Origin of the sequence: Peribacillus psychrosaccharolyticus ATCC 23296, from assembly GCF_000305495.1 — a bacterium.
Taxonomy (GTDB): Bacteria; Bacillota; Bacilli; order Bacillales; family DSM-1321; genus Peribacillus; species Peribacillus psychrosaccharolyticus.
The window spans coordinates 1-23,064 of record NZ_AJTN02000155.1 but is presented as its reverse complement, the minus strand read 5'-3'; the positions used below and the strand labels follow the sequence as shown (position 1 = coordinate 23,064).

The following is a 23,064-nucleotide window of genomic DNA, read 5'->3' as shown; positions in this document are numbered from 1 at the left end:
CTAGATGGCCAAATCGTTAATTATGGCAGCATTTTCCGCCACGTTAGGCGTGGCGGTTATTTCTTTTCCAGGCTGGAAGTCCATTACATGTATCCTCCTCTATTTTCTTTTCCTCTTTCTTACTCAACGAATGAATCACCTCTTCTATTATTTCCTCATTTTTATCATTTTCGTACTGGTTGCTTCTTGGAACAATCATCGAAATGTTACGACCTTCTCAGGGACTGAGACCCAGCAGATTGTTTACTTTACTGATCAGCCTGATATTGATGGAAATATCCTAAGAGGGAAGGTCGATACCCTAACAGGCGAACAGCTGATGCTTCAATATAAAATCAAGTCTGAACAGGAGAAAGTACAGCTGCAAGCTGGTTTGAAATTCGGAGTTTCCTGTCCAATAACAGGGAATCTTGCTAAACCAGAGAGAAGACGCAATCCAAACGGCTTTGATTATAAGCGATACCTCGAATTGCATTCGATTTATTGGATTTTTAAAGCTGACACACTTTCGTTACCTACATGCAGTGCGGCAAAACAAACGTTTGTGCAGAGTATTCGCGATTTCAGAAGTGAGGCTATTATTTATGTGAATGAGCACTTCCCAAAAGAGTCAAGTGGGTTTGTAAACGCCTTGTTATTTGGTGATCAGAAGTGGATCGATGAAGATGAATTGGTTACCTACCAGCGTCTTGGTCTTGTGCATCTGCTCGCTATTTCAGGTCTTCACGTCAGTTTCCTTGCTGGATTTTTATTTTATCTAGGTATACGGGTAGGGGTGACTAGAGAGCGGATGACGCTCATTATGCTCTTGCTTCTGCCTATCTATATTGTCCTTTCTGGTGCAAGCCCCTCTGTTCTTCGATCGTGTTTTATGGCTATGCTCTTCTTTGCTGCTTCACTTAGTAAAAAGCCTCTAACTGCAGGGGAAATCATCGCATCGATCTACTTACTCCTCCTTTTATATAACCCCTATTTTCTTTATAACATTGGTTTTGAGCTTTCTTTTTCCGTGGCCTTTTCTATTATTATGTCAGGCGGTATGATTCAACGCTACTCCAATAAGCTTGTGCAGCTGCTAGTGATTAGTGTGATTTGTCAGTTGGCCGCATTACCCGTCCTCCTTTATAATTTTTTTGAGGTATCGCTGCTTGGGATCTTTCTGAACGTTTTATTTGTCCCCATTTATTCAAGTATTTTGCTGCCGTTTTCGATCGTTGTGCTCTTATTACATTTAGTGTCGACGGCGCTAGCTGACCCTTTCTTGTATGTGTTAAACGGTACATTTTTACTGTGCAATCGAATTGCGGATCTAGTTGTACATATTCCGCTTGCTTCCATGACATTCGGAAAACCAGTTTTTTGGATTTTACTGCTCCTTGTAGTCGCGGTTCTTGGTTTGTTCATTTGTTGGGATACACAGTCAAAGTACAGTAAATTAGTTCGCTATTTGCTCATTTCACTCCTTATTATTCAATACAATATCCAAAAACTATCTCCCTTTGGTGAAATTCTGTTTATGGATATTGGTCAAGGTGATTGTATCTTTATTAAACTCCCCTTTAATCGTGGTAATTACTTAATTGATACTGGAGGCAGTATTGCATTTAATCAGGAAGCATGGATGGAACGGCGTAAAACGTATAATACAGCTGAAGATATAATTATTCCATTGTTAAAAAGTAAAGGCATTCATCATCTTGATAAGTTAATTTTGACCCATCCAGATGCGGATCATATTGGAAGTGCCAGTGAGGTTCTACAACATATTCCTGTGAAAAGTATTGTAATTGGGAGAGAAAGTGAAAGTGACTATTTAGGTAAGGATTTTGTGGAAGTGGCGAAATCAAAGGACATTCCCATTCAGACACTTAAGCGGGGAGAGGTATGGGAAGCTGGCGGCGTGAGTTTTCAGGTACTTCATCCATATAAAAAAGAAGAAAATACCAATGATGCTTCAATTGTGTTGTATGCAAAAATGGGCGGGTTAACTTGGTTGTTTACAGGTGATTTTGGCATTGAGGGAGAACCAGAGCTTATTGCTTCCTTTCCAACGCTCCGGGCAGATGTTCTGAAGGCGGGCCATCATGGAAGTAAGACAGCATCTTCAGCAGAATTGGTGGAAACGATATTGCCTAAAGTGAGTATTATTTCGGCTGGAAAGAATAATCGTTATGGCCATCCCCATCAGGAGGTTCTTGATGTCTTTACTAAACACGGAGTGAAAATATTTCGAACTGACAGCCATGGTGCGATTACGTATCGTTTTAAAAATAGTACTGGAACCTTTTCAACACAACTGCCATAGGATGTCAGTATCAGAAACGAGAAAAAAATAAAAGAGACTGCATCTGCAGCCTCCAAGCTAGAAAGTTTATCCCAGTCAACTTATCAAGCAGGTCGTATTTTTAGTCTATGTATACGACTAATTAAGAGCCAATTACTTGTACAGCAACAGCAATCGTGAACAAGAGTGCAAAAAATACGAAAGAAGCAATAAAACCTACTGCTGAGTCGCCAACGTCATTCCGCTTTGTTTGTACATTTTTTTCAAATTCATTCATAATATACCCCTCCTATTTCACTTAATAGTATAAGCGATACCTAGAAAAAAATCTACCGCTCCCAAACCACTGCCTGTAAAATTATGTTGAAACTTACCACTTTAACCAGAAGTCGTCTGCTTTTTTGTTCCCAAGAGTTAACACAAATACTTTAGACGTGCGGGGCTAAAATAATTGTACGGCGCACCGTTCCAATCCAAAAAAGAATATCATTTCAGTCAGTCGACTGTTGGTTCATGTTCGTACTATAACCGCTGTAAAGGAAGTTAAACCTAGGGGCTTGCTTACAGCGTTCATATAGATTGGGAATCGGTGCCAATGAGACCGGTTCCCTTATTCTGCCGTTTTTTATTCTTACTCAAAGGCTTGTCAAATCGCTTTTGCATCTATACCATAAAGGGATAAGAATACATAAAAAGAGGCGGAATTATTTTGGTATTGGATGTTTGGAAAGATATAAAGAAAAAACAGTTTGCACCTGTTTATTTGTTGCTTGGCAATGAGAGTTATTTAATCAATGAGACGAAGCAGCTTTTGCTTGAGCATGCATTGAGTGAAGATGAGTTGGATTTTAATTTTGCTCAATTTGATTTGGAAGAGACTCCAATTGAAACGGCTTTGGAAGATGCGGAAACGATGCCGTTTATTGGGGAGAGACGTTTGGTATTCTTGATGAATCCGTTCTTTTTAACAGCGGAGAAAAATAAGTCAAAAGTAGAGCATAACGTAAAAAAACTTGAACAATATTTGGCTGATCCAGCTCCTTTTTCCATTATTGTCTTGGTCGCTCCATATGAAAAGTTAGATGAACGGAAAAAAATAACAAAGGAATTAAAACGGAAGGCAGCTCTTTTTGAGGCTAAGAAGCTTTCGGAACATGACTTGAAGACGTGGACTAGAGAAAGAGCCGCTGCAGCACAAGTTGAAATGGATGATGCCGCAATTGAAATGTTACTTGAGCTTGCAGGGACTAACTTAATGATGCTTGCAAATGAAATGGATAAGATGATTTTGTATGTAGAAGAAGAACGAACGATTGATGTAGAAACGGTTGAAAAGCTTGTGGGCAAATCGCTTGAGCAGAATGTTTTTACGCTGGTAGATCATCTCTTGCAGCGAAATATCGAACAAGCATTGTCTATTTATCATGAATTGTTGCGGCAGAATGAAGAGCCTATTAAGATTTTGGGTGTTATTGCTAGTCAAGTCCGTTTGATGTATCAAGTGAAGGGACTTTCAAAGCAAGGCTATAGTCAGCAAAAAATTGCCTCTGCCTTGAAAATACATCCATATCGAGTAAAACTAGCCTTTCAGAAAAACGGGAAATTTGATGAACGTGAATTGTTAGCGATCATTAATGATCTTGCCGAAGCGGATTATAAGATGAAAACGGGCCAAATTGAAAAAGCTATTGCGCTTGAATTATTGTTGATGAAAATGAGATAAAGCCATAAAAAAGAGGCGTGGGAATGTTCCAACGCCTTTTTGTATACAAAAAAAACGACCCGAATGGATCGTTAATTTGAACTCATTAAAAATTAAGCGTTTAATGAATTAAGTCTCTTAGTTAAACGAGATTTTTTACGGGCTGCCGCATTTTTATGGATAAGTCCTTTAGATGCAGCTTTGTCTAATTTCTTAGCAGCTGTTAATAAAGCTTCTTTAGCAGTAGCAGCGTTGTCGCCAGCCAATGCAGTTTCAGCAACTTTAACAGATGTACGAACATTAGATTTAACATTTGCGTTACGTAGACGACGTGAATCGTTAGTTTTCACGCGTTTGATAGCAGATTTAATGTTTGGCATTCCGTTCACCTCCTACATAGAAATCGAGATTAAATGGTCCCGACTTTTCAAATCTATACTAAATAGCACAAATTATATTTTATCAGACACTGTTATATAATGCAATATCTGAATCAGTATCGAAAAGAATTATGTCTCATCTAAGCTATATCTCGTTAAAGGTATTGTACCAGAGTTATGAATAATAAAAAAGAAATATCGGCAAAATGTTAAAGAAAAACAATTGCAATTATTCTATGTGAGGTGTGAGCAGCGGTGGAAAAAAAACTAGATTTACGGAATTATGGGATTCGAACCGATTTAGCCATTGAAGCCAGAGAAATAGCACTTGGTGAAAAAGGGGTGGCTGGGGAAGCAAATATTTCTCATTTAAACGGTGTCGTAATCAAAGAACGGGATGTCGATGACTTAAAAATTAGTTTAGTTGAAATAGATAAGGACGGAGAAGAAGTAGTTGGGAAGAAAGCGGGAAGGTATCTTACTTTAGAAGTTCAGGGAATCCGTCAACAGGATACAGATCTTCAGATGGTTGTTGAAAAGGTGTTCGCCCAAGAACTAGCCAATTTCTTAAAAGAGGTGCAAGTGGAAAAGGCGAGTAGTTGTTTAGTAGTGGGGCTTGGTAATTGGAATGTCACTCCTGATGCCTTAGGTCCAGCGGTAGTCGAAAACTTGGTTATCACAAGGCATTTGTTTGAGTTGCAGCCAGAATCGGTGAAGGAAGGGTATCGGCCTGTCAGCGGGATCGCTCCTGGTGTAATGGGCATTACGGGAATAGAGACCAGCGATATTATTAAGGGCGTTATTGAAAAAAGTAAACCGGATTTTGTCTTAGTTATAGATGCACTGGCAGCGGCATCTATCGATCGGGTCAACTCGACAATCCAGATAACGGATACGGGCATTCATCCAGGTTCAGGTGTGGGCAATAAACGGAAGGAATTAAGTAATGAAACATTAGGGATTCCTGTTATTGCGATAGGGGTTCCAACGGTGGTGGATGCCGTTTCTATTACAAGTGACACCATTGATTATATTCTTAAGCATTTTGGCAGTGAAATGAAAGCAAGTCAAAGTCCGTCAAGGGCCCTGACGCCTGCAGGGTTTACACTCGGTAAACGAAAAAAATTAGCAGAAGAGGATTTGCCTGATGAGCAGCATCGACAAACCTTTATGGGCATTGTTGGAACGCTGGCAGACGATGAAAAAAAGAAGCTGATCTATGAAGTATTATCACCAATCGGTCATAATTTAATGGTCACGCCCAAGGAAGTAGATGTGTTTGTTGAAGATATGGCCAATCTATTGGCAAATGGGATAAACGCGGCATTACACGATGCGGTTAATCAGGAAAATACCGGTTACTATACACGTTGAGTTTGTGATTTTGGGTTCTACTCTTTCTAGTAAAGTCATATGAATTACTAGACAAGTTACTGAAAGGGTGGAAGGAATGAAAAGAAACCGGCCTGCAGATTTCGTCGCCGTCATCCATATATCAACAATTATAAAAGGGCTTCTTGCCATTCTAGCTACACTTCTGCTGTTTTTTGCAGTCAGCGGTCTGTTAACGTCCTTGCGTCCGGAATATCGTCTTTCATCAGAATCAGTGAATACCGTAACCAACCAATTTTCTGGCAAGGTTTTATTTTCGTTAATCGCCAATGAAAATCACTATTTTAATCATGCACTTCCAGGTGGACAAGCTGATACGGGACTAGGTAAGCAAATCCTTAAAGCTTCAACGAATATTTCTCTGGATGATCCGCGAAGCTTGCTGGGAAGGGAACTGCCTGGTTTTTCAATTTTTGATAATCAAATTCTTGTCGCCGGTAAAGATGCGAATTATACAAACATGCCTTATGAATCCGCACCGCCTCTTGATGTATTAAATGAAGAAAGGGAAGCTGCTCTGCAGAATGTGGATACGATTGCAGAACCGGATCAAACACCTTCCAAGCAGCCAAGTCTGACAACCGAAGGCAGAAAAGTCGTCGAGATTTATCACACACATAATCGAGAATCTTACTTACCTTACCTAAAAGGTGTCACGAATCCAAATCAGGCCTACCATTCTAAAATTAATGTGACCAAGCTAGGTGCCCAGCTTCAAAAGGATCTTGAGGAAAAAGGAATTGGTGCATCCTTAAATAAAACAGATATTCAGGGGCAAATGAATAAAAAAGGACTAACCTATGGAAAATCTTATTTGGAATCTCGAACAGCGGTCAAAGCAGCAATGGCAGCAAATCAGGATATCCAGTATTTAATTGACATTCACCGTGATTCAAAACGAAAAAAGACACAACACGGGTGATTAACGGAAAGACGTATGCACGTATAGCGTTTGTCATTGGAGGAAAGAATACGAATTACGAAAAGAATGCGGAATTAGCTGGAAAATTGCATAAAGCGATGGAAAAAAATATCCTGGTCTTTCATGGGGAATCAGTCTACAAAAGAAGTCAGGACAAAATGGAATCTACAACCAAGATTTGTCTGGAAACGCTCTGTTGATTGAGATTGGCGGGGTGGATAATACATTCGAGGAAATGTTCCTAACAACTGATGCATTTGCCGATGTATTTAGCGAGATTTACTGGAATGCTCAAGAAGTTAGTAAACCAGCTGAAACGTCTTCTGAATAAAGGAAAGAAGGGTAGACATGTTCCGATTTAGTGTAATCTGTACATTTGCTGTTTTACTCCTGTTTTTTGGCGTGTTGCTCGGTATGCAGTTTGCTAATCAAGGCATGAAAAACATGAAAGGCTACGACGACCCCTCATTATCCAGTGCCTTTTCAGTAGAGTCACCAAATGAAGGAGAAATTCTAGGCCAGACTGTAACCAGCCATGACATTGAAAAAAAGAAACAAAAAATCGAAGAACTTGGTGCTTATAATTTCTTTTCCTCAGTAGGAAAAAAGGTATCAAACACAGTTTCTATTGGATTTGAGAAACTCATCGGTCTCATTTCCGGAACCTAAATACGTAAGCAGCCCGTCAACAACCTAAAATAAGGTTGGCGGGAATTTTTTTGTGGTAACGGGGAAAATCAGTGAAGTATTATAGTAGGTGCGGCCCTAAAGTTACCCTTTTTATAAAAAAACACCCAGTTTGGCTGATTCCTTGATGAGTAGTCGCTATGAAAGCTGGAAAGGGATGATGATTCGGCCCAAACGAGAAAACATTCGGCCCATTTTGCAAAAGATTCGATCCATTCTCACGATTATTCGGCCCTACCGTATATAAAATAGTAGGAACCGCCGCTTAGCAAAGATTGTGAAGAAAAAAGTGTAATTACATTAAATAAAACCCTTAAAGTTACCCTTTTTATAAAACCCACCCCAGTTTGGGCTGATACCTTGATGAGTAGTCGCTATGAAAGCTGGAAAGGAATGCTAATTCGGCCCAACGAGCCAACATTCCTCCCAAATGACGAAAGATTCAGACCTCCCTCTATCTCCTAATAGAGAAAACTTCGGCCCCGCTAGCAAAACACATTCAAATCAATAGAGAGAGGTAGTTGTTTAGGGAGTTTGTATATTCTAGTAAATGCACCGTTTTTAATTGAATCTTATATACTGTACTGATATAATGAAAAATAGTGTATTGTGTCGATAAGTAGGAGTGATTGTATGAATAGAGAAGAGAAATTGGCGAGACAATCGAGAATTCGTAACTTTTCCATTATTGCGCATATTGACCATGGTAAATCTACATTGGCGGATCGGATTTTAGAAAAGACGAACGCATTGGCTCAGCGCGAAATGAAGAGTCAGCTGTTGGATTCAATGGATCTTGAGCGTGAACGCGGAATTACGATTAAATTGAATGCTGTGCAACTGAAATATAAAGCAAAGGATGGAGAGGAATATACCTTCCATCTGATTGATACACCGGGACATGTCGATTTCACGTATGAAGTTTCACGTAGCCTTGCAGCTTGTGAAGGGGCTGTTCTTGTTGTGGATGCGGCTCAAGGTATTGAGGCTCAAACATTAGCGAATGTTTATTTGGCTCTTGATAATAACCTTGAAATCATTCCAGTTATTAATAAAATTGATCTTCCGAGTGCAGAGCCGGAACGAGTTCGTCAAGAGATTGAAGACGTTATCGGTCTGGATGCATCGGAAGCTGTTCTTGCTTCTGCAAAAGCAGGTATTGGGATTGAAGAAATTCTTGAACAGGTCGTTGATCTTGTTCCAGCTCCGCAGGGTGATCCTGATGCTCCTTTAAAAGCCTTGATTTTTGACTCTGTTTATGATGCCTATCGTGGGGTAGTTGCCTATATCCGCGTATTTGATGGGACGATTAAGCCAGGTGATAAAATTAAAATGATGGCTACAGGCAAGGAATTTGAAGTAATCGAAATCGGTGCAATGACGCCGAAGGTTGAGCTTCGTGATGAATTGACTGTGGGTGACGTTGGCTTTTTAACTGGTGCGATTAAAAACGTTGGGGATACCCGTGTTGGGGATACGATTACCGGTGCTAAAAATAGTGCGACTGAAGCATTGCCAGGTTACCGTAGACTGAATCCGATGGTTTATTGCGGACTGTACCCAATTGATGCATCTAAATTCAATGATTTACGTGATGCTCTTGAAAAATTAGAACTAAATGATGCAGCGCTTCAATTTGAAGCGGAGTCTTCACAGGCACTTGGATTTGGTTTCCGTTGTGGATTCCTTGGACTGCTTCATATGGAAATTGTTCAAGAACGGATCGAACGTGAATTTAACATTGATCTGATTACTACCGCACCGAGTGTTATCTATGATGTTATTCTGACAGATGGTACAGAATTAAAAGTAGATAATCCGGCTAATATGCCTGAATCTCAGAAAATTGAGCGGGTTGAAGAACCGTATGTAAAAGCAACAATGATGGCACCTAATGAGTTTGTTGGAACGATTATGGAGCTGGGCCAAAAGAAACGTGGGAACTTCGTCAATATGGAGTACATGGATGAAAATCGGGTCAGCATTGTATATGAAATTCCACTATCAGAAATTGTTTATGATTTCTTCGACCAATTAAAATCCAATACAAGAGGATACGCTTCATTTGACTATGAGTTGATTGGTTACAGACCATCGAAACTAGTGAAAATGGATATTCTTTTGAATTCGGAAACGGTGGATGCATTGAGCTTTATCGTGCATACTGATTTTTCATATGAACGCGGTAAGCTGATTGTTGAGAAATTGAAAAAACTAATCCCAAGACAGCAATTTGAAGTACCTATTCAAGCAGCGATTGGACAAAAGATTGTTGCTCGTTCAAGCATTAGCGCAATGCGTAAAAACGTTTTGGCTAAGTGTTACGGCGGCGATATTTCGCGTAAACGTAAATTGCTTGAAAAGCAAAAAGCAGGTAAAAAACGGATGAAGCAAGTCGGTTCAGTTGAAGTGCCGCAAGAAGCATTTATGGCCGTACTGAAAATGGATGATACAACTCCGAAAAAATAAATGAACGTTGAAAAAAGGGGGTAGGCGCTTGTGCATCTAGCCTCTTTTTCCATCTTAAAAGGTTGTGAACAAATTGATTCAAAGCGCATATATCCATATCCCATTTTGTGAACATATTTGTCACTATTGTGATTTTAATAAAGTATTCTTGCAAGGTCAGCCGGTCGATGAGTATTTGAAGATGATGAAAAAGGAAATGCAGCTTCAAGTAAAAACGTATCCTAGTGCACCTGAATTGGAAACGATTTTTGTTGGCGGCGGCACGCCCACGTCTTTAAATGAAACCCAACTTCAGTATTTATGTGACTCCATTTCTGAAACCTTTACGTTAAAAAAAGACGGGGAATATACGTTTGAAGCCAATCCTGGGGAATTGTCACGGGAAAAGCTAGAAATTCTCTATCAATCCGGTGTAAATCGATTAAGCTTTGGTGTTCAGAGCTTCACGGATGATTTATTAAAAAGAATTGGCCGGACACATCGTGCAGCAGATGTTTATGAAACGATTGAAAAAGCTCAGTCTGTCGGTTTTACGAATATCAGTATTGATTTAATATACGGATTGCCTGGTCAAACAATGGAAGATTTTACTGACACACTTGATAAGGCGCTAGCGCTTGATCTCCCGCATTATTCGAGCTATTCCTTAATTGTTGAGCCAAAAACTGTTTTTTATAATCTCATGCAAAAGGGGAAACTACATTTACCGCCTCAAGATACCGAAGCAAATATGTATGAAAAACTGATGGAAACGATGGAAAAGCATAATTTGCATCAATATGAAATCAGTAACTTTGCTCGGACAGGTTTTGAAAGTCGGCATAACTTAACTTATTGGAACAATGAGGAGTATTACGGAATTGGAGCTGGTGCCCATGGCTATACTGGCGGGAAACGAATTGCGAACCATGGACCAGTGAAAAAGTATATGAACCCGCTTCAAGCTGACGAACTGCCTGTTCTAGAAACGCATGTTGTCCCTCTTAATGAAAAAATGGAAGAAGAAATGTTTCTCGGTTTGCGAAAAACGGCTGGTGTTTCTATGCAGCATTTTAAAGATAAATTTTTTGTAGAAATGACTGAAGTTTTCGCGAAACCAATCGAAGAGCAGACTCGACACGGCTTATTAGTGCAGGAAAATGATTTTATCCGCTTAACGGAAAAGGGAAAGCTGCTGGGAAATGAAGTTTTCCAAGCGTTTTTAAATGGTTAAATGTAAAAATTTCTTAGAAATAGAGCTACAATCGTTGACATCACTGACGGCTTTTGATAATTTATTAATATATTAGCACTCGCTAAGACAGAGTGCTAACAGAGGTGATCAAAGATGCTAACTGATCGTCAATTATTAGTATTACAAATCATCATTGATGATTTTATCAGTAATGCTCAGCCGGTTGGTTCTAGAAGTTTGTCGAAAAAAGAGGGAATTACCTTTAGCTCGGCAACGATCCGTAATGAAATGTCTGATTTAGAGGACTTGGGCTTTTTAGAAAAAACTCATACTTCGTCAGGCAGGGTACCTTCGGAAAAAGGGTATCGGTATTATGTAGACCATTTGCTTTCACCCCAAGCGTTGAACAAAGATGACAGATTAATGCTTAAATCGGTGTTTGCAGAACGGATTTATGAGCTGGAGAATATCATTAAGAATTCCGCTAATATTTTGTCTGAATTAACCAATTACACATCGATTGTTCTTGGACCAAAAGTGCATGAACATAAGCTGCGTAAGATTCAGATTATCCCATTAAATCAAGAAGCAGCGATAGCGATTATCGTAACGGATACTGGACATGTTGAAAACAAAACGTTTTCCTTGCCGCCGTCATTTGATATAAATGAGCTGGAGAAAGTGGCGAATATTTTAAATGAACGGCTTGTAGGTGTTCCGCTGATTGAATTAAAGGACAAAATATATAAAGAAGTTGCTGTTCTTTTACGACAGCACATTCATAGCTACGGCGAACTGGTTTCATCCCTTGCTGATAGTTTTTCAGGTACCATTTCTGAAAAATTGTTTTTCGGCGGTAAAACGAACATGCTTAAGCAGCCGGAATTCCATGATATCGATAAGATAACTTCTCTTCTATCGATGATTGAACAGGAAAAGGGTATTTATGAAATTATTACACAGAATCCTTCCGGTATACATGTTTCGATAGGGCGAGAAAATAAAAACATTATTCTTAAGGATTGCAGTTTAATTACAGCAACCTATTCAGTAGGAAATGAACAAGTAGGAACACTGGCTATTCTGGGTCCGACTCGGATGGAATATTCAAGAGTAATCAGCCTGCTGCAGTTCTTCTCCAATGATTTCACGGCACTATTAACGAAGTTGTATCAAAAATAGTAGTAAAGGATAGAGTGAGGCAAGGGTTTACACCTTCCATACTGTACCTTTCACCATATAAAGCACCCTTTTGGGGAGGTGAGATTATGACAGAAACGAATAAAAAAGACGCATCGCTAGAAAATGAAAACACTGAAGATAAAAATCTGGAAGAAACCCCAGAGGCAGAAGTGATTTTTGCGGAAGAAGAAATTGAAGCAGAAAATGTTGAAACACCTTCTGAAGAAGACAGCAAACTAGCTGATTTAGAAGCAAAATATAATGAATTAGAAAATCGTTACTTGCGTTTACAAGCTGATTTCGATAATTCAAGGCGCCGTGCCCGTTTAGATGCGGAGGCTGCCCAAAAATATAGAGCTCAGAGCCTTGCTTCTGATTTATTGACTGCTCTTGATAATTTTGAACGAGCAACGAAGGTGGAAGCGAACAATGAGCAAACAAAGTCATTGCTATCTGGAATGGACATGGTTTATAAAGGTCTCCTAGAAGCATTGAAAAAAGAAGGCATTACGCCTATCGAAACGGTGGGTAAAGAATTTGACCCCCATCTTCACCAAGCTGTCATGCAAGTAGAAGACGACAGTTTTGATGCGAATGTAGTAGTTGAAGAATTCCAAAAAGGTTACATGTTGAAGGACCGCGTCCTGCGTCCAGCAATGGTTAAAGTGAACGGATAAGCAGTCCTGATTACATATTAAATAGGAGGTTACTATAATGAGTAAAATTATCGGTATTGATTTAGGAACTACAAACTCTTGTGTATCCGTACTTGAAGGCGGAGAGCCAAAGGTTATTCCAAATCCAGAAGGCAACCGTACAACACCATCAGTCGTAGCATTTAAAAACGGCGAACGTCAAGTTGGGGAAGTAGCAAAGCGTCAAGCAATTACTAACCCTAACACAATTATGTCTGTTAAACGTCATATGGGTACAAACCATAAAGTTGAAGCAGAAGGAAAAGAATATTCAGCTCAAGAAATTTCAGCAATCATCCTTCAGTACTTGAAATCATATGCTGAAGAATATCTTGGTGAAAAAGTAACGAAAGCAGTTATTACTGTTCCTGCTTACTTCAATGATGCTGAACGTCAAGCTACTAAAGATGCTGGTCAAATTGCCGGTCTTGAAGTAGAACGTATCATCAACGAACCGACTGCTGCAGCGCTAGCTTACGGTTTGGATAAAACAGAAGAAGATCAAACAATCCTTGTATTTGACCTTGGCGGCGGAACATTCGACGTTTCCATTATGGAATTAGGCGACGGTGTATTCGAAGTTAAATCAACTGCTGGCGATAACAGACTTGGTGGAGACGACTTTGACCAATTAGTTATTGATTACCTAGTAGCTGAATTCAAAAAGGATAACGGCGTTGATCTTTCAAAAGATAAAATGGCTTTACAACGTTTGAAAGATGCAGCAGAAAAAGCGAAAAAAGATCTTTCTGGTGTCACTTCAACTCAAGTATCTTTACCGTTCATCACTGCTGGAGAAGCTGGACCACTTCACCTTGATGTTACATTAACAAGAAGCAAATTCGATGAAATTACATCTGAACTTGTTGAGCGTACAATGGGACCTACTCGTCAAGCATTGAAGGATGCTGGTTTAAGTGCTTCTGAAATTGATAAAGTCATCCTAGTTGGTGGATCAACTCGTATTCCTGCTGTAGTTGAAGCAATCCGTAAAGAAGTTGGTCAAGAGCCAAGCAAAGGCGTTAACCCTGATGAAGTAGTAGCTATGGGTGCTGCGATTCAAGGCGGCGTGTTGACTGGTGATGTTAAAGACGTTGTTCTTCTTGACGTAACTCCACTTTCATTGGGAATTGAAACAATGGGAAGTGTGTTCACTAAATTAATCGAACGTAATACAACGATTCCAACAAGCAAATCACAAGTGTTCTCAACTGCAGCTGATAACCAATCAGCAGTTGATATCCACGTTCTTCAAGGTGAACGCCCAATGGCATCAGATAATAAAACACTTGGACGCTTCCAATTAAGCGACATTCCGCCAGCTCCACGCGGCGTACCGCAAATTGAAGTAACATTTGATATTGATAAAAACGGTATTGTTAACGTACGTGCGAAGGATCTTGGCACAAGCAAAGAACAAACCATTACAATCAAATCTTCTTCAGGTCTTTCTGATGAAGAAATCGACCGCATGGTTCGTGAAGCAGAAGAAAATGCTGAAGCTGATAAACAACGTAAAGAAGAAGTAGAACTTCGCAACGAAGCAGATCAGCTTGTCTTCCAAACTGAAAAGACGCTTAAAGATCTCGAAGGTAAAGTAGACGAAGCAGAAGTAACAAAAGCTAACGAAGCAAAAGAAGAATTAAAAGCTGCTATCGAGAAGAATGAAATTGAAGAAATCCGTGTGAAAAAAGACGCGCTTTCTGAAATCGTTCAAACCTTAACAGTTAAACTTTATGAAGAAGCTGCTAAAGCACAGCAAGCTGCGGAAGGCGGAGCTGAACAAGGCCCTGCTGATGATAATGTGGTTGATGCTGACTTCACTGAAGTCGACGACGAAGAAAAGAAATAAGTCGGTCTAACTAAATGTACCGATAAAAAAAGTCAAAGTCAGGTTCTCTTGGCTTTGACTTTTTTGATTGAAAAAGGGGATTCAAAACGGGTTAGAAAGACCTAAAACAGGCTGTCAAGGAATGGCGAAATTTGTCGTTCTTCCTATAACAGATGCTTGCGCTTATTAGAGATAGAGTGCTATTATTATTTTTATGTGAATCGGATCGGGAGTGAATAATAAATGAACAAACGAGATTATTATGAAGTGCTTGGTGTTTCGAAAAGTGCTACAAAAGAAGAGATTAAGAAAGCCTACCGTAAGCTCTCTAAACAATATCATCCAGATATTAATAAGGCTGCAGATGCGGATGAAAAATTTAAAGAAATCAGCGAAGCTTATGAAGTATTAAGTGATCAGCAAAAGAAAGCACATTATGATCAATTTGGTCATACGGATCCGAATCAAGGCTTTGGTCAAGATTTCGGCGGCGGCGGCGGTTTTGGCGGGTTTGAAGATATTTTCAGCTCATTCTTCGGCGGCGGCGGCGGACGACGCAGAGATCCAAATGCACCGCGTCAGGGTGCGGATCTTCAATATACGATGTCACTTAAATTTGAAGAAGCTGTGTTTGGTAAAGACACAACGATTGAAATCCCACGTGAAGAAGAATGTAAAACGTGTAAGGGATCGGGCGCGAAACCTGGTACAAAAGTTAATACTTGTTCACATTGTCAAGGTACGGGTCAGCTAAATGTTGAACAAAATACGCCATTTGGCCGGATTGTTAATAAACGTTCATGTCATCACTGTCAAGGTACAGGGAAAATCATTCCAAACAAATGTTCAACCTGTCATGGTGAAGGAAAAGTTAAAACACGTAAGAAAATTGAAGTTAAAGTTCCCGCGGGTATCGATGACGGTCAGCAGCTGCGCGTAACTGGACAGGGTGAACCAGGTGTTAACGGCGGCCCTCCAGGCGACTTATACGTTGTATTTTCTATCCGCAGTCATGAGTTCTTTGAACGCGATGGCGATGATATTTATTGTGAAATGCCGATAACCATGGCTCAAGCAGCTCTTGGTGATGAAATTGAAGTACCTACCGTACATGGTAAGGTTAAATTGAAAATTCCGGCTGGTACACAAACAGGAACCCGCTTCCGTTTAAAAGGAAAAGGTGCGCCGAATGTCAGAGGATATGGTCAAGGAGATCAGCATGTTGTGATCTTGTTGGTTACACCGCGTAAGCTTACCGAAAAACAAAAGCAGCTGCTTAGAGAATTCTCTGAAATCAGCGGACAAAATGCTCCTGATGAGCAAGAACAAAGCTTTTTTGCAAAAGTGAAACGTGCTTTTAAAGGCGACTAAGTACTAGGGGAGTTGGTAGATTATGAAATGGTCTGAATTTACAATCCATACAACAAACGATGCGGTAGAACCCGTTTCAAATATTTTACATGAGGCGGGTGCTAGTGGAGTCGTTATAGAAGATCCTCAGGAACTTTTCAAGGTACGAGAAAATGTTTTCGGGGAAATCTACCAGCTTGACCCTGCCGATTATCCAGAAGAGGGCGTTATTGTTAAAGCCTATCTGCCTGTAAATAGTTTTCTTGGTGAAACCGTGGAAGAAATTAAAGAAGCCATTAATAATTTACTGTTATTTGATATCGATCTTGGGAAAAACTCGGTATCAATCAGTGAGGTTAATGAAGAAGAATGGGCTACAGCTTGGAAGAAATATTATAACCCAGTTAAAATTTCTGAACGGTTTACCATTGTTCCAACGTGGGAGGATTATACTCCGGTTTCAAGTGATGAATTAATAATTGAACTCGATCCTGGGATGGCGTTTGGAACAGGAACACACCCGACAACCGTTATGTGCATCCAAGCTTTAGAACAAATGGTCAAACCAGGCGATTTAGTGGTGGATGTCGGTACAGGATCTGGAGTTTTAAGTATTGCGGCAGCACTGTTAGAGGCGAAACACATTCAAGCGCTAGACTTGGATGAAGTAGCCGTCAATTCAGCAAGAATCAATGTTAAGCTAAACAAGGTTCAGGATCGTGTGGATGTTTCCCAGGGAAATTTACTCGATGGTGTAAACGAACAAGCGGATATCGTTGTGGCTAACATTTTGGCTGAAGTCATTATGCGCTTTACTGATGACGTAGCAACGGTTGTTAAACCAGGTGGTTATTTTATTGCCTCGGGTATCATTAATCCTAAGAAACAAGACGTAAAAGACGCTATTATCGCTTCAGGTTTTACCATTGAAGAAACCATTTTGATGGAAGACTGGGTTGCGTTGATTGCTAAAAAAAATAACTGATTTTCAAAAGGCGCGCATTATCGATTTGATAATGATAGCGCCATTTTGTTATGATTAAGTAAATGTTCGCTAATATTACCAACAAGTGGGTGTAAGTGTGCAGCGATATTTTGTACCAATGGAGAGTTTTACTGAATCATCCGTAACGATAACTGGTGATGATTTTCATCATATTGTCCGTGTGATGCGAATGGAAACAGGAGATACCGTGATCGTTGTACAGCCGGGAGGACAGGCTGCTGTTGCTGAAATTAAAACAATAACTGATGATGCTGTGTTGGCGGATGTTATTGAATGGACTAAGGAAGAGAAAGAGCTTCCTGTAAGACTGAGTATTGCCAGCGGACTGCCAAAAGGCGATAAGCTAGAATATATTGTCCAAAAAGGAACCGAACTTGGAGCTTTTTCCTTTTTCCCTTTCCAGGCAGCACGTTCGGTAGTCAAGTGGGATGAAAAAAAAGCTGGTAAGAAAACCGAGCGTCTCCAAAAAATCGCCAAGGAAGCGGCTGAGCAATCACATCGTACAGTAGTGCCTGTTGTGAATGAACCAGTCACTTTATCAGGGTTGATTGAACGCGCTCAAGATTATGATTATAAGTTGATTGCATTTGAAGAATCGGCTAAGCAGGGCGAAACTGCTAAACTGGCATCTACTTTGAAAGTAATCAAACCAGGACAATCCATTTTGTTTGTCTTTGGACCGGAAGGCGGAATAACAGAGAAAGAGCTGGACAAGCTGGTGGAAGCAGGCTTTACTGCTTGCGGGCTGGGTCCAAGAATTTTGCGTACAGAAACAGCACCGCTGTATGCGCTTGCTGCTGTTTCTTATCATTTAGAACTTTTGGGGTGATGATATGTCGACTGTTGCTTTTCATACGTTAGGCTGTAAAGTAAATCATTATGAAACCGAAGCTATTTGGCAATTATTCAAGGCAGAAGGCTATGAGCGTAAGGAATATGAATCAACTGCCGATGTTTATGTTATTAACACATGTACAGTTACTAATACCGGTGATAAAAAAAGCCGGCAAGTAATCCGCCGGGCCATCCGGAGTAATCCAGATGCTGTTATTGCGGTAACTGGATGTTATGCCCAAACGTCTCCAGCAGAAATCATGGCCATTCCAGGCGTTGATATTGTTGTTGGTACACAAGACCGCACAAAACTATTGGGGCTGATCGAGCAATTTAAGGTAGAACGGCAGCCAATCAATGGTGTGCGCAACATTATGAAAACGCGGGTCTATGAAGAGCTGGATGTTCCGGCATTTACTGATCGGACTCGTGCATCCTTAAAAATCCAAGAAGGCTGTAATAATTTCTGTACATTCTGTATCATTCCATGGGCTCGTGGGTTAATGCGTTCACGTGATCCACAGGAAGTTCTTAAACAAGCACAGCAGTTGGTTGATGCAGGGTATAAGGAGATTGTTTTAACTGGTATCCATACGGGTGGATACGGCGAAGACATGAAAGATTATAATCTTGCCATGCTGCTTCGTGATTTGGAAGAACAGGTTCATGGTTTGAAACGGATTCGTATTTCTTCGATTGAAGCAAGCCAAATTAGTGATGAAGTCATTGAAGTACTTGCTAACTCCAAAAAAGTAGTGCCGCATCTCCATATTCCGATTCAGTCTGGTTCGGATACAGTGTTGAAACGGATGAGACGGAAATATTCAATGGACTACTTTGCAGATCGTCTTGTTAAATTACATAAGGCACTTCCAGGGTTAGCGGTTACCTCTGATGTTATCGTTGGTTTCCCTGGTGAAACGGAAGAAGAGTTTCTGGAGACCTATCATTTTATCAAAGACCATAAATTCTCTGAACTGCATGTATTCCCTTATTCAAAACGGACCGGAACACCGGCTGCTCGAATGGAAAATCAAGTAGATGAAGAGATAAAAAATGAGCGCGTCCATCGTCTAATCACATTATCTGATCAACTGGCCAAAGAATATGCATCCCGTTATGAAGGTGAAATTGTTGAAGTGATTCCCGAAAATCGTTTCAACGAAAACCAAGAACAGGGTCTATACGAAGGATACACAGATAATTATCTAAAAGTCGTCTTCCTAGGATCAGAAGATATGATTGGCGAAGTCGTCAAAGTAAAAATCACAAAATCAGGCTACCCATTCAGTGAAGGGCAATTTGTCACAATTGTTCGCGAACTAGAAGGCAACCTTGCAATTTGATGATACGGAAAGCTGTCGAGAAACCCTCGACAGCTTTTTTGTGTTGGTGACATTCAGCGTAGGGAAGAATTTATATGAGTTAGGGAAGAGCAATCTCGAGTTAAGGCAGAATCATCTTAAGTTCGGGAAGAATAAATTAGAATTGCGGAAGAAATGGAGTTCGGAGCCTGATTTTTTGGTAGTAACGGAGCTGAGACTTCATTTCATTCAGCATGTTTTGTCCAGAATGTGTAACTAAAAAGCCAGATACCCTAATTTTAAAAGCCAAAAGCGGCTGGGAAGAATCATACTGAGTTCGGGAAGAATAATCCCGAGTTAAGGCAGAATCACCTTGAGTTGGGGAAGAATAAATCGAAGTTGCGGAAGAAATGGAGCGTGTAGCCTGATTTTTGGTTAGTTGCAGAGCCGAGACTTCGCTCATTCAGCATGTTTTGTCCAGAACGTGTAACTAAAGAAGCCAGATACCCTATTTTTAAAAGCCAAAAAGCGGCAGGGAAGAATCTATATGAGTACGGGAAGAATAATCCCGAGTTAAGGCAGAATCATCTTGAGTTCGGGCAGAATAAATCGAAGTTGCGGAAGAATTGAAGCCCAGAGCTTCATTTTTTGGTAGTTACGGAGCCGAGACTTCATTTATTCAGGATGATTTGTTGGGTTTTAGGTTAATTTAATCATGATTCACAAAATTTACCCAAATAGAAATTCGTTTTTTAGTAGACAGTATGCTATTATGAAGAGGTACGTACAACCCACTTATTTTTTGGGAGGAATGTTTAAATGGCACAAAATGTAGCCGGTCTCATTGACCATACTTTATTAAAAGCAGATGCAACTAAGGATCAAGTTACGGTAATTTGTACCGAAGCAAAGGAACATCATTTTGCATCGGTTTGTGTAAATCCAACTTGGGTAAAATATTCAAGCGAACAGCTTCAAGGTTCTGATGTGAAGGTTTGTACGGTTATCGGATTCCCTCTAGGAGCTAATACACCAGAAACAAAAGCATTTGAAGTGAAAAATGCAATTGAAAACGGTGCACATGAAGTTGATATGGTTATTAATATCGGCGCGCTTAAGGACAAGGATGACGAACTAGTTGAACGTGATATTCGTGCGGTTGTAGCTGCTGCTACAGGTAAAGCCCTAACAAAGGTTATCATCGAAACTTCGTTATTAACTGAGGAAGAAAAAATTCGCGCTTGTGAACTTGCTGTTAAAGCAGGAGCTGACTTCGTGAAAACTTCTACTGGATTCTCTACAGGCGGCGCAACTCCTGAAGATATCGCGTTAATGCGCAAAACAGTAGGACCTGATATTGGAGTTAAAGCTTCAGGTGGTGTCCGTAATACAGAAGATGCTAACAAAGTTATTGAAGCAGGTGCAACACGTATCGGCGCTAGTGCTGGTGTTTCTATCATCAAAGGACTTACAGCTGATTCTGATTACTAAGAGTACTATAGAAAGCGCAGCCCTCTTTTTAGAGAGCTGCGCTTTTTTTTGATTGGACACCATTCACCAATACTACCAAGCAGAATACATTAAAGGGTATGTGTTAACTTGGATTCGTTTGTTATTTATAGGGAAATTCTGCCTCCGTGTATCCGCAAAATAAAACGAGAATATTGTTTTGCAAAGGGCAGGACAGCGAGTGATGTTATCAGGTTAAAGAGAAGGCTTGCGTGTGCAAGCTGTAGTGCTTTTTCCGTAGTGAAGTAGGCAGTAGTGTTTTCAAGGAGACCGATGAATGGGAGAAAAGACAGGACGCCGAAAAAATTCAGCCATATATGGGAATAAGCGGTTAGAGTGGCTTCTCTTCCTGAACCGATACTCGCCATGTAGCCGGTAATGCATGTGCCGATGTTAGAACCGAGCATAATCACAATAGCGGAGGCAACGCTCAAGTCTCCCGCGGCAACAAAACTCATGGCTAAACCAACGGTGGCTGAACTCGAATGGATAATCGCGGTGAGTGTTACCCCAATCAGCAGTGCAAAGCCCAAGTGATTCTCAATCAGCGTAATTATTTCTGCAGCTGCGGGAAAGGCTGCAAGGGGTCCGGCAAGTGTTTTAAAGCCACCCATTGCCGCGAAAATGGCACTGATTCCAATGAATGCCGTCCCAATGCTTTTAGGTAAGTGATGGGGAATTAACCAAAGCAAGGCTCCTAAAATGATGCCGGGAACGATCCAGCGATCCATTGGAAAAGCCATGAATTCAGTAGTAAAGGTCGAACCAATATTGGTACCGAGTATTATGCCGATTGTTTGCGGAAATGTCAGTGCTCTTGCGGCAACTAATCCGACTGCCATCACCATGACAGCTGAACTGCTTTGAAGAATGCCAGTAAAAAAAATACCTGCTAGGAATCCTTTCCATGGTTTATTCGTTACGAGCGCGAGAAAAGACTTTAACCGTTCACCTGCTGCATTAAATAATCCAATGCGGAGGACAAACATCCCAGTTAAAAACATAATAATATATAAGAAAAATAATAATAATACCTGCACAACCTTCACCCCTCATATATTCTATGGACGGGCATGGTAAAAATGCTTTTTTTTACTGGATTGATGAATATTTTTTTAAAAAAAGGGTATATATATAGCATTATCCAACCATATCTCGGAAAATTGTCTTATTATTGAGTTGACCAGGTGTTATGCATATATTATAATGGTTTAGTACATGTTATAACATGTTGCCAACTATGAGTTAGTGTGTTGTTTTCGGAGGGAGGGAAAGAGATGTCTAAAACCGTCGTTCGTAAAAACGAATCACTTGAAGATGCTCTTCGTCGTTTCAAACGTACTGTGTCTAAAGCAGGATCGCTTCAGGAAGCTAGGAAGCGTGAGTTCTATGAAAAACCAAGTGTTAAACGTAAGAAGAAGTCTGAAGCTGCTAGAAAACGTAAATTCTAAGAGAGGGTGGAAATATGAGTCTTCTCGAGCGTTTAAATAATGATATGAAACAAGCGATGAGAGATAAAGCCAAGGATCAACTATCTGTTATACGGATGCTTAAGTCTTCACTTCAAAATGAAGCACTTAAAAAAGCAGACCGTGAACTAACTGAAGAAGAAGAATTGACGATACTTTCTCGCGAATTAAAACAACGCAAAGACTCCCTCCAAGAGTTTGAAAACGCCGGTCGTATAGATCTCGTGGATAAAGTCCGAATCGAAATAGGTTACGTTGAGGCATATATGCCGAAGCAACTCTCAGAGGAAGAAGTTTCTACAATCGTTTCTGAAACGATTGAAGAGATTAATGCTTCGTCTAAAGCAGATATGGGGAGAGTTATGGGAGCTTTAATGCCGAAGCTAAAAGGCAAAGCAGATGGTTCTCTAATTAATAAATTAGTACAACAACATCTATCCTGATCTCAAAACCAAACCATAGGCATATGCCTGTGGTTTTTTGCTTTACCTTGAATTAGTATCCTTTTGCAAAGAAAAATTATTCAATGTATAGACTTTTATACATACTAGTACATATCAATAAAGCCTAAATTTGAACTCTTTGCAGAAAAGGTGTCTGCACTTTTTCAATCTAGTTCCGCCGGTCCACTCCCTATTTCCTTCACGGTCTGAACGAGGCACTGCGCTTTTTTATGAATCTAGTTCCGCCGCCTAGCCCGCTGTGGAAAAGATGAGCGTCCTCAAAAGGGAAGGAGCGCCCTTTTGGTCCACTCCCTATTTCCTTTACGGTCTGAACGAGGCGTCTGCACTTTTTTTATGAATCTAGTTCCGCCGCCTAGCCCGCTGTGGAAAAGATGAGCGTCCTCAAAAGGTAAGGAGCGCCCTTTTGGTCC

General features: G+C 40.3%; 19 protein-coding genes and 1 pseudogene. 17 read left to right on the top strand and 3 right to left on the bottom strand.

From position 1 onward, the window contains the following. Positions 1-4: 4 nt before the first annotated feature. Positions 5-2,305: a DNA internalization-related competence protein ComEC/Rec2 gene (locus WYK_RS07200; RefSeq protein ID WP_040373866.1), complete on the top strand. Its 2,301-nt coding sequence runs from the start codon at positions 5-7 to the stop codon at positions 2,303-2,305. 121 nt (positions 2,306-2,426) lie between these two features. Here WYK_RS07200 and WYK_RS23840 read toward each other — a convergent pair whose 3' ends face one another. After that, positions 2,427-2,561 (bottom strand): YqzM family protein, encoded by a 135-nt coding sequence (locus tag WYK_RS23840; protein ID WP_040373865.1) that lies wholly within the window; start codon positions 2,559-2,561, stop codon positions 2,427-2,429. Between the two features lie 432 nt (positions 2,562-2,993). On the opposite strand from WYK_RS23840, the gene holA reads away from it, so the two are divergent. Then, the gene (gene holA, locus WYK_RS07190) at positions 2,994-4,007 is read left to right on the top strand and encodes a DNA polymerase III subunit delta (RefSeq protein ID WP_040373864.1); all 1,014 of its coding nucleotides are present in this window, start codon (positions 2,994-2,996) and stop codon (positions 4,005-4,007) included. 92 nt (positions 4,008-4,099) lie between these two features. Here holA and rpsT read toward each other — a convergent pair whose 3' ends face one another. Beyond that, positions 4,100-4,366: a 30S ribosomal protein S20 gene (gene rpsT, locus WYK_RS07185; RefSeq protein ID WP_040373863.1), complete on the bottom strand. Its 267-nt coding sequence runs from the start codon at positions 4,364-4,366 to the stop codon at positions 4,100-4,102. 255 nt (positions 4,367-4,621) lie between these two features. Between rpsT and gpr the strand changes: the two genes are divergently transcribed. The 13 genes and pseudogenes from gpr to deoC all read left to right on the top strand — a co-directional run bounded on the left by gpr (position 4,622) and on the right by deoC (position 20,703). Next, a complete protein-coding gene (gene gpr, locus WYK_RS07180; protein ID WP_040373862.1) occupies positions 4,622-5,740 on the top strand; it encodes a GPR endopeptidase in 1,119 nt (372 codons plus the stop codon). A gap of 76 nt (positions 5,741-5,816) precedes the next feature. Beyond that, positions 5,817-7,011, top strand: a pseudogene (spoIIP, locus tag WYK_RS07175) (stage II sporulation protein P). Between the two features lie 17 nt (positions 7,012-7,028). Then, complete coding sequence (locus WYK_RS07170; protein WP_040373861.1) at positions 7,029-7,349, top strand: DUF3679 domain-containing protein; 321 nt, start codon at positions 7,029-7,031, stop codon at positions 7,347-7,349. A 651-nt stretch (positions 7,350-8,000) separates the two neighbouring features. Further along, positions 8,001-9,836, top strand: coding sequence for a translation elongation factor 4 (lepA, locus tag WYK_RS07165; protein WP_040373860.1), 1,836 nt, complete (start codon positions 8,001-8,003; stop codon positions 9,834-9,836). Positions 9,837-9,909: 73 nt separating this feature from the next. After that, positions 9,910-11,049 carry a radical SAM family heme chaperone HemW gene (gene hemW / locus WYK_RS07160; RefSeq protein ID WP_040373859.1) on the top strand — a complete coding sequence of 380 codons (1,140 nt, stop codon included), beginning with the start codon at positions 9,910-9,912 and terminating at the stop codon, positions 11,047-11,049. A 114-nt stretch (positions 11,050-11,163) separates the two neighbouring features. Next, positions 11,164-12,192 (top strand): heat-inducible transcriptional repressor HrcA, encoded by a 1,029-nt coding sequence (gene hrcA / locus WYK_RS07155; protein ID WP_040373858.1) that lies wholly within the window; start codon positions 11,164-11,166, stop codon positions 12,190-12,192. An 86-nt stretch (positions 12,193-12,278) separates the two neighbouring features. Continuing rightward, the gene (gene grpE / locus WYK_RS07150) at positions 12,279-12,869 is read left to right on the top strand and encodes a nucleotide exchange factor GrpE (RefSeq protein ID WP_040373857.1); all 591 of its coding nucleotides are present in this window, start codon (positions 12,279-12,281) and stop codon (positions 12,867-12,869) included. Between the two features lie 37 nt (positions 12,870-12,906). Then, positions 12,907-14,739 (top strand): molecular chaperone DnaK, encoded by a 1,833-nt coding sequence (dnaK, locus tag WYK_RS07145; RefSeq protein ID WP_040373856.1) that lies wholly within the window; start codon positions 12,907-12,909, stop codon positions 14,737-14,739. A gap of 222 nt (positions 14,740-14,961) precedes the next feature. Beyond that, positions 14,962-16,089 carry a molecular chaperone DnaJ gene (dnaJ, locus tag WYK_RS07140; RefSeq protein ID WP_040373855.1) on the top strand — a complete coding sequence of 376 codons (1,128 nt, stop codon included), beginning with the start codon at positions 14,962-14,964 and terminating at the stop codon, positions 16,087-16,089. Positions 16,090-16,111: 22 nt separating this feature from the next. Further along, complete coding sequence (gene prmA / locus WYK_RS07135) at positions 16,112-17,053, top strand: 50S ribosomal protein L11 methyltransferase (RefSeq protein WP_040373854.1); 942 nt, start codon at positions 16,112-16,114, stop codon at positions 17,051-17,053. 97 nt (positions 17,054-17,150) lie between these two features. Continuing rightward, positions 17,151-17,903: a 16S rRNA (uracil(1498)-N(3))-methyltransferase gene (locus tag WYK_RS07130; protein ID WP_040373853.1), complete on the top strand. Its 753-nt coding sequence runs from the start codon at positions 17,151-17,153 to the stop codon at positions 17,901-17,903. Between the two features lie 4 nt (positions 17,904-17,907). Beyond that, positions 17,908-19,254, top strand: a complete 1,347-nt coding sequence (gene mtaB / locus WYK_RS07125) for a tRNA (N(6)-L-threonylcarbamoyladenosine(37)-C(2))-methylthiotransferase MtaB (protein ID WP_040373852.1) — start codon at positions 17,908-17,910, stop codon at positions 19,252-19,254. A gap of 777 nt (positions 19,255-20,031) precedes the next feature. Next, complete coding sequence (deoC, locus tag WYK_RS07115) at positions 20,032-20,703, top strand: deoxyribose-phosphate aldolase (protein ID WP_040373850.1); 672 nt, start codon at positions 20,032-20,034, stop codon at positions 20,701-20,703. A gap of 125 nt (positions 20,704-20,828) precedes the next feature. Here the strand turns inward: deoC and WYK_RS07110 are convergent, their stop codons facing one another. Continuing rightward, complete coding sequence (locus tag WYK_RS07110; protein WP_235782465.1) at positions 20,829-21,761, bottom strand: Na/Pi symporter; 933 nt, start codon at positions 21,759-21,761, stop codon at positions 20,829-20,831. A gap of 237 nt (positions 21,762-21,998) precedes the next feature. Here WYK_RS07110 and rpsU point away from each other — a divergent pair, with 237 nt between their 5' ends. Further along, entirely contained in the window at positions 21,999-22,172 is a 174-nt protein-coding gene (gene rpsU, locus WYK_RS07105; protein WP_028391853.1) for a 30S ribosomal protein S21, read from the top strand. Positions 22,173-22,186: 14 nt separating this feature from the next. Then, a complete protein-coding gene (locus WYK_RS07100) occupies positions 22,187-22,633 on the top strand; it encodes a GatB/YqeY domain-containing protein (protein WP_040373848.1) in 447 nt (148 codons plus the stop codon). The last annotated feature ends 431 nt before the right edge of the window (positions 22,634-23,064 follow it).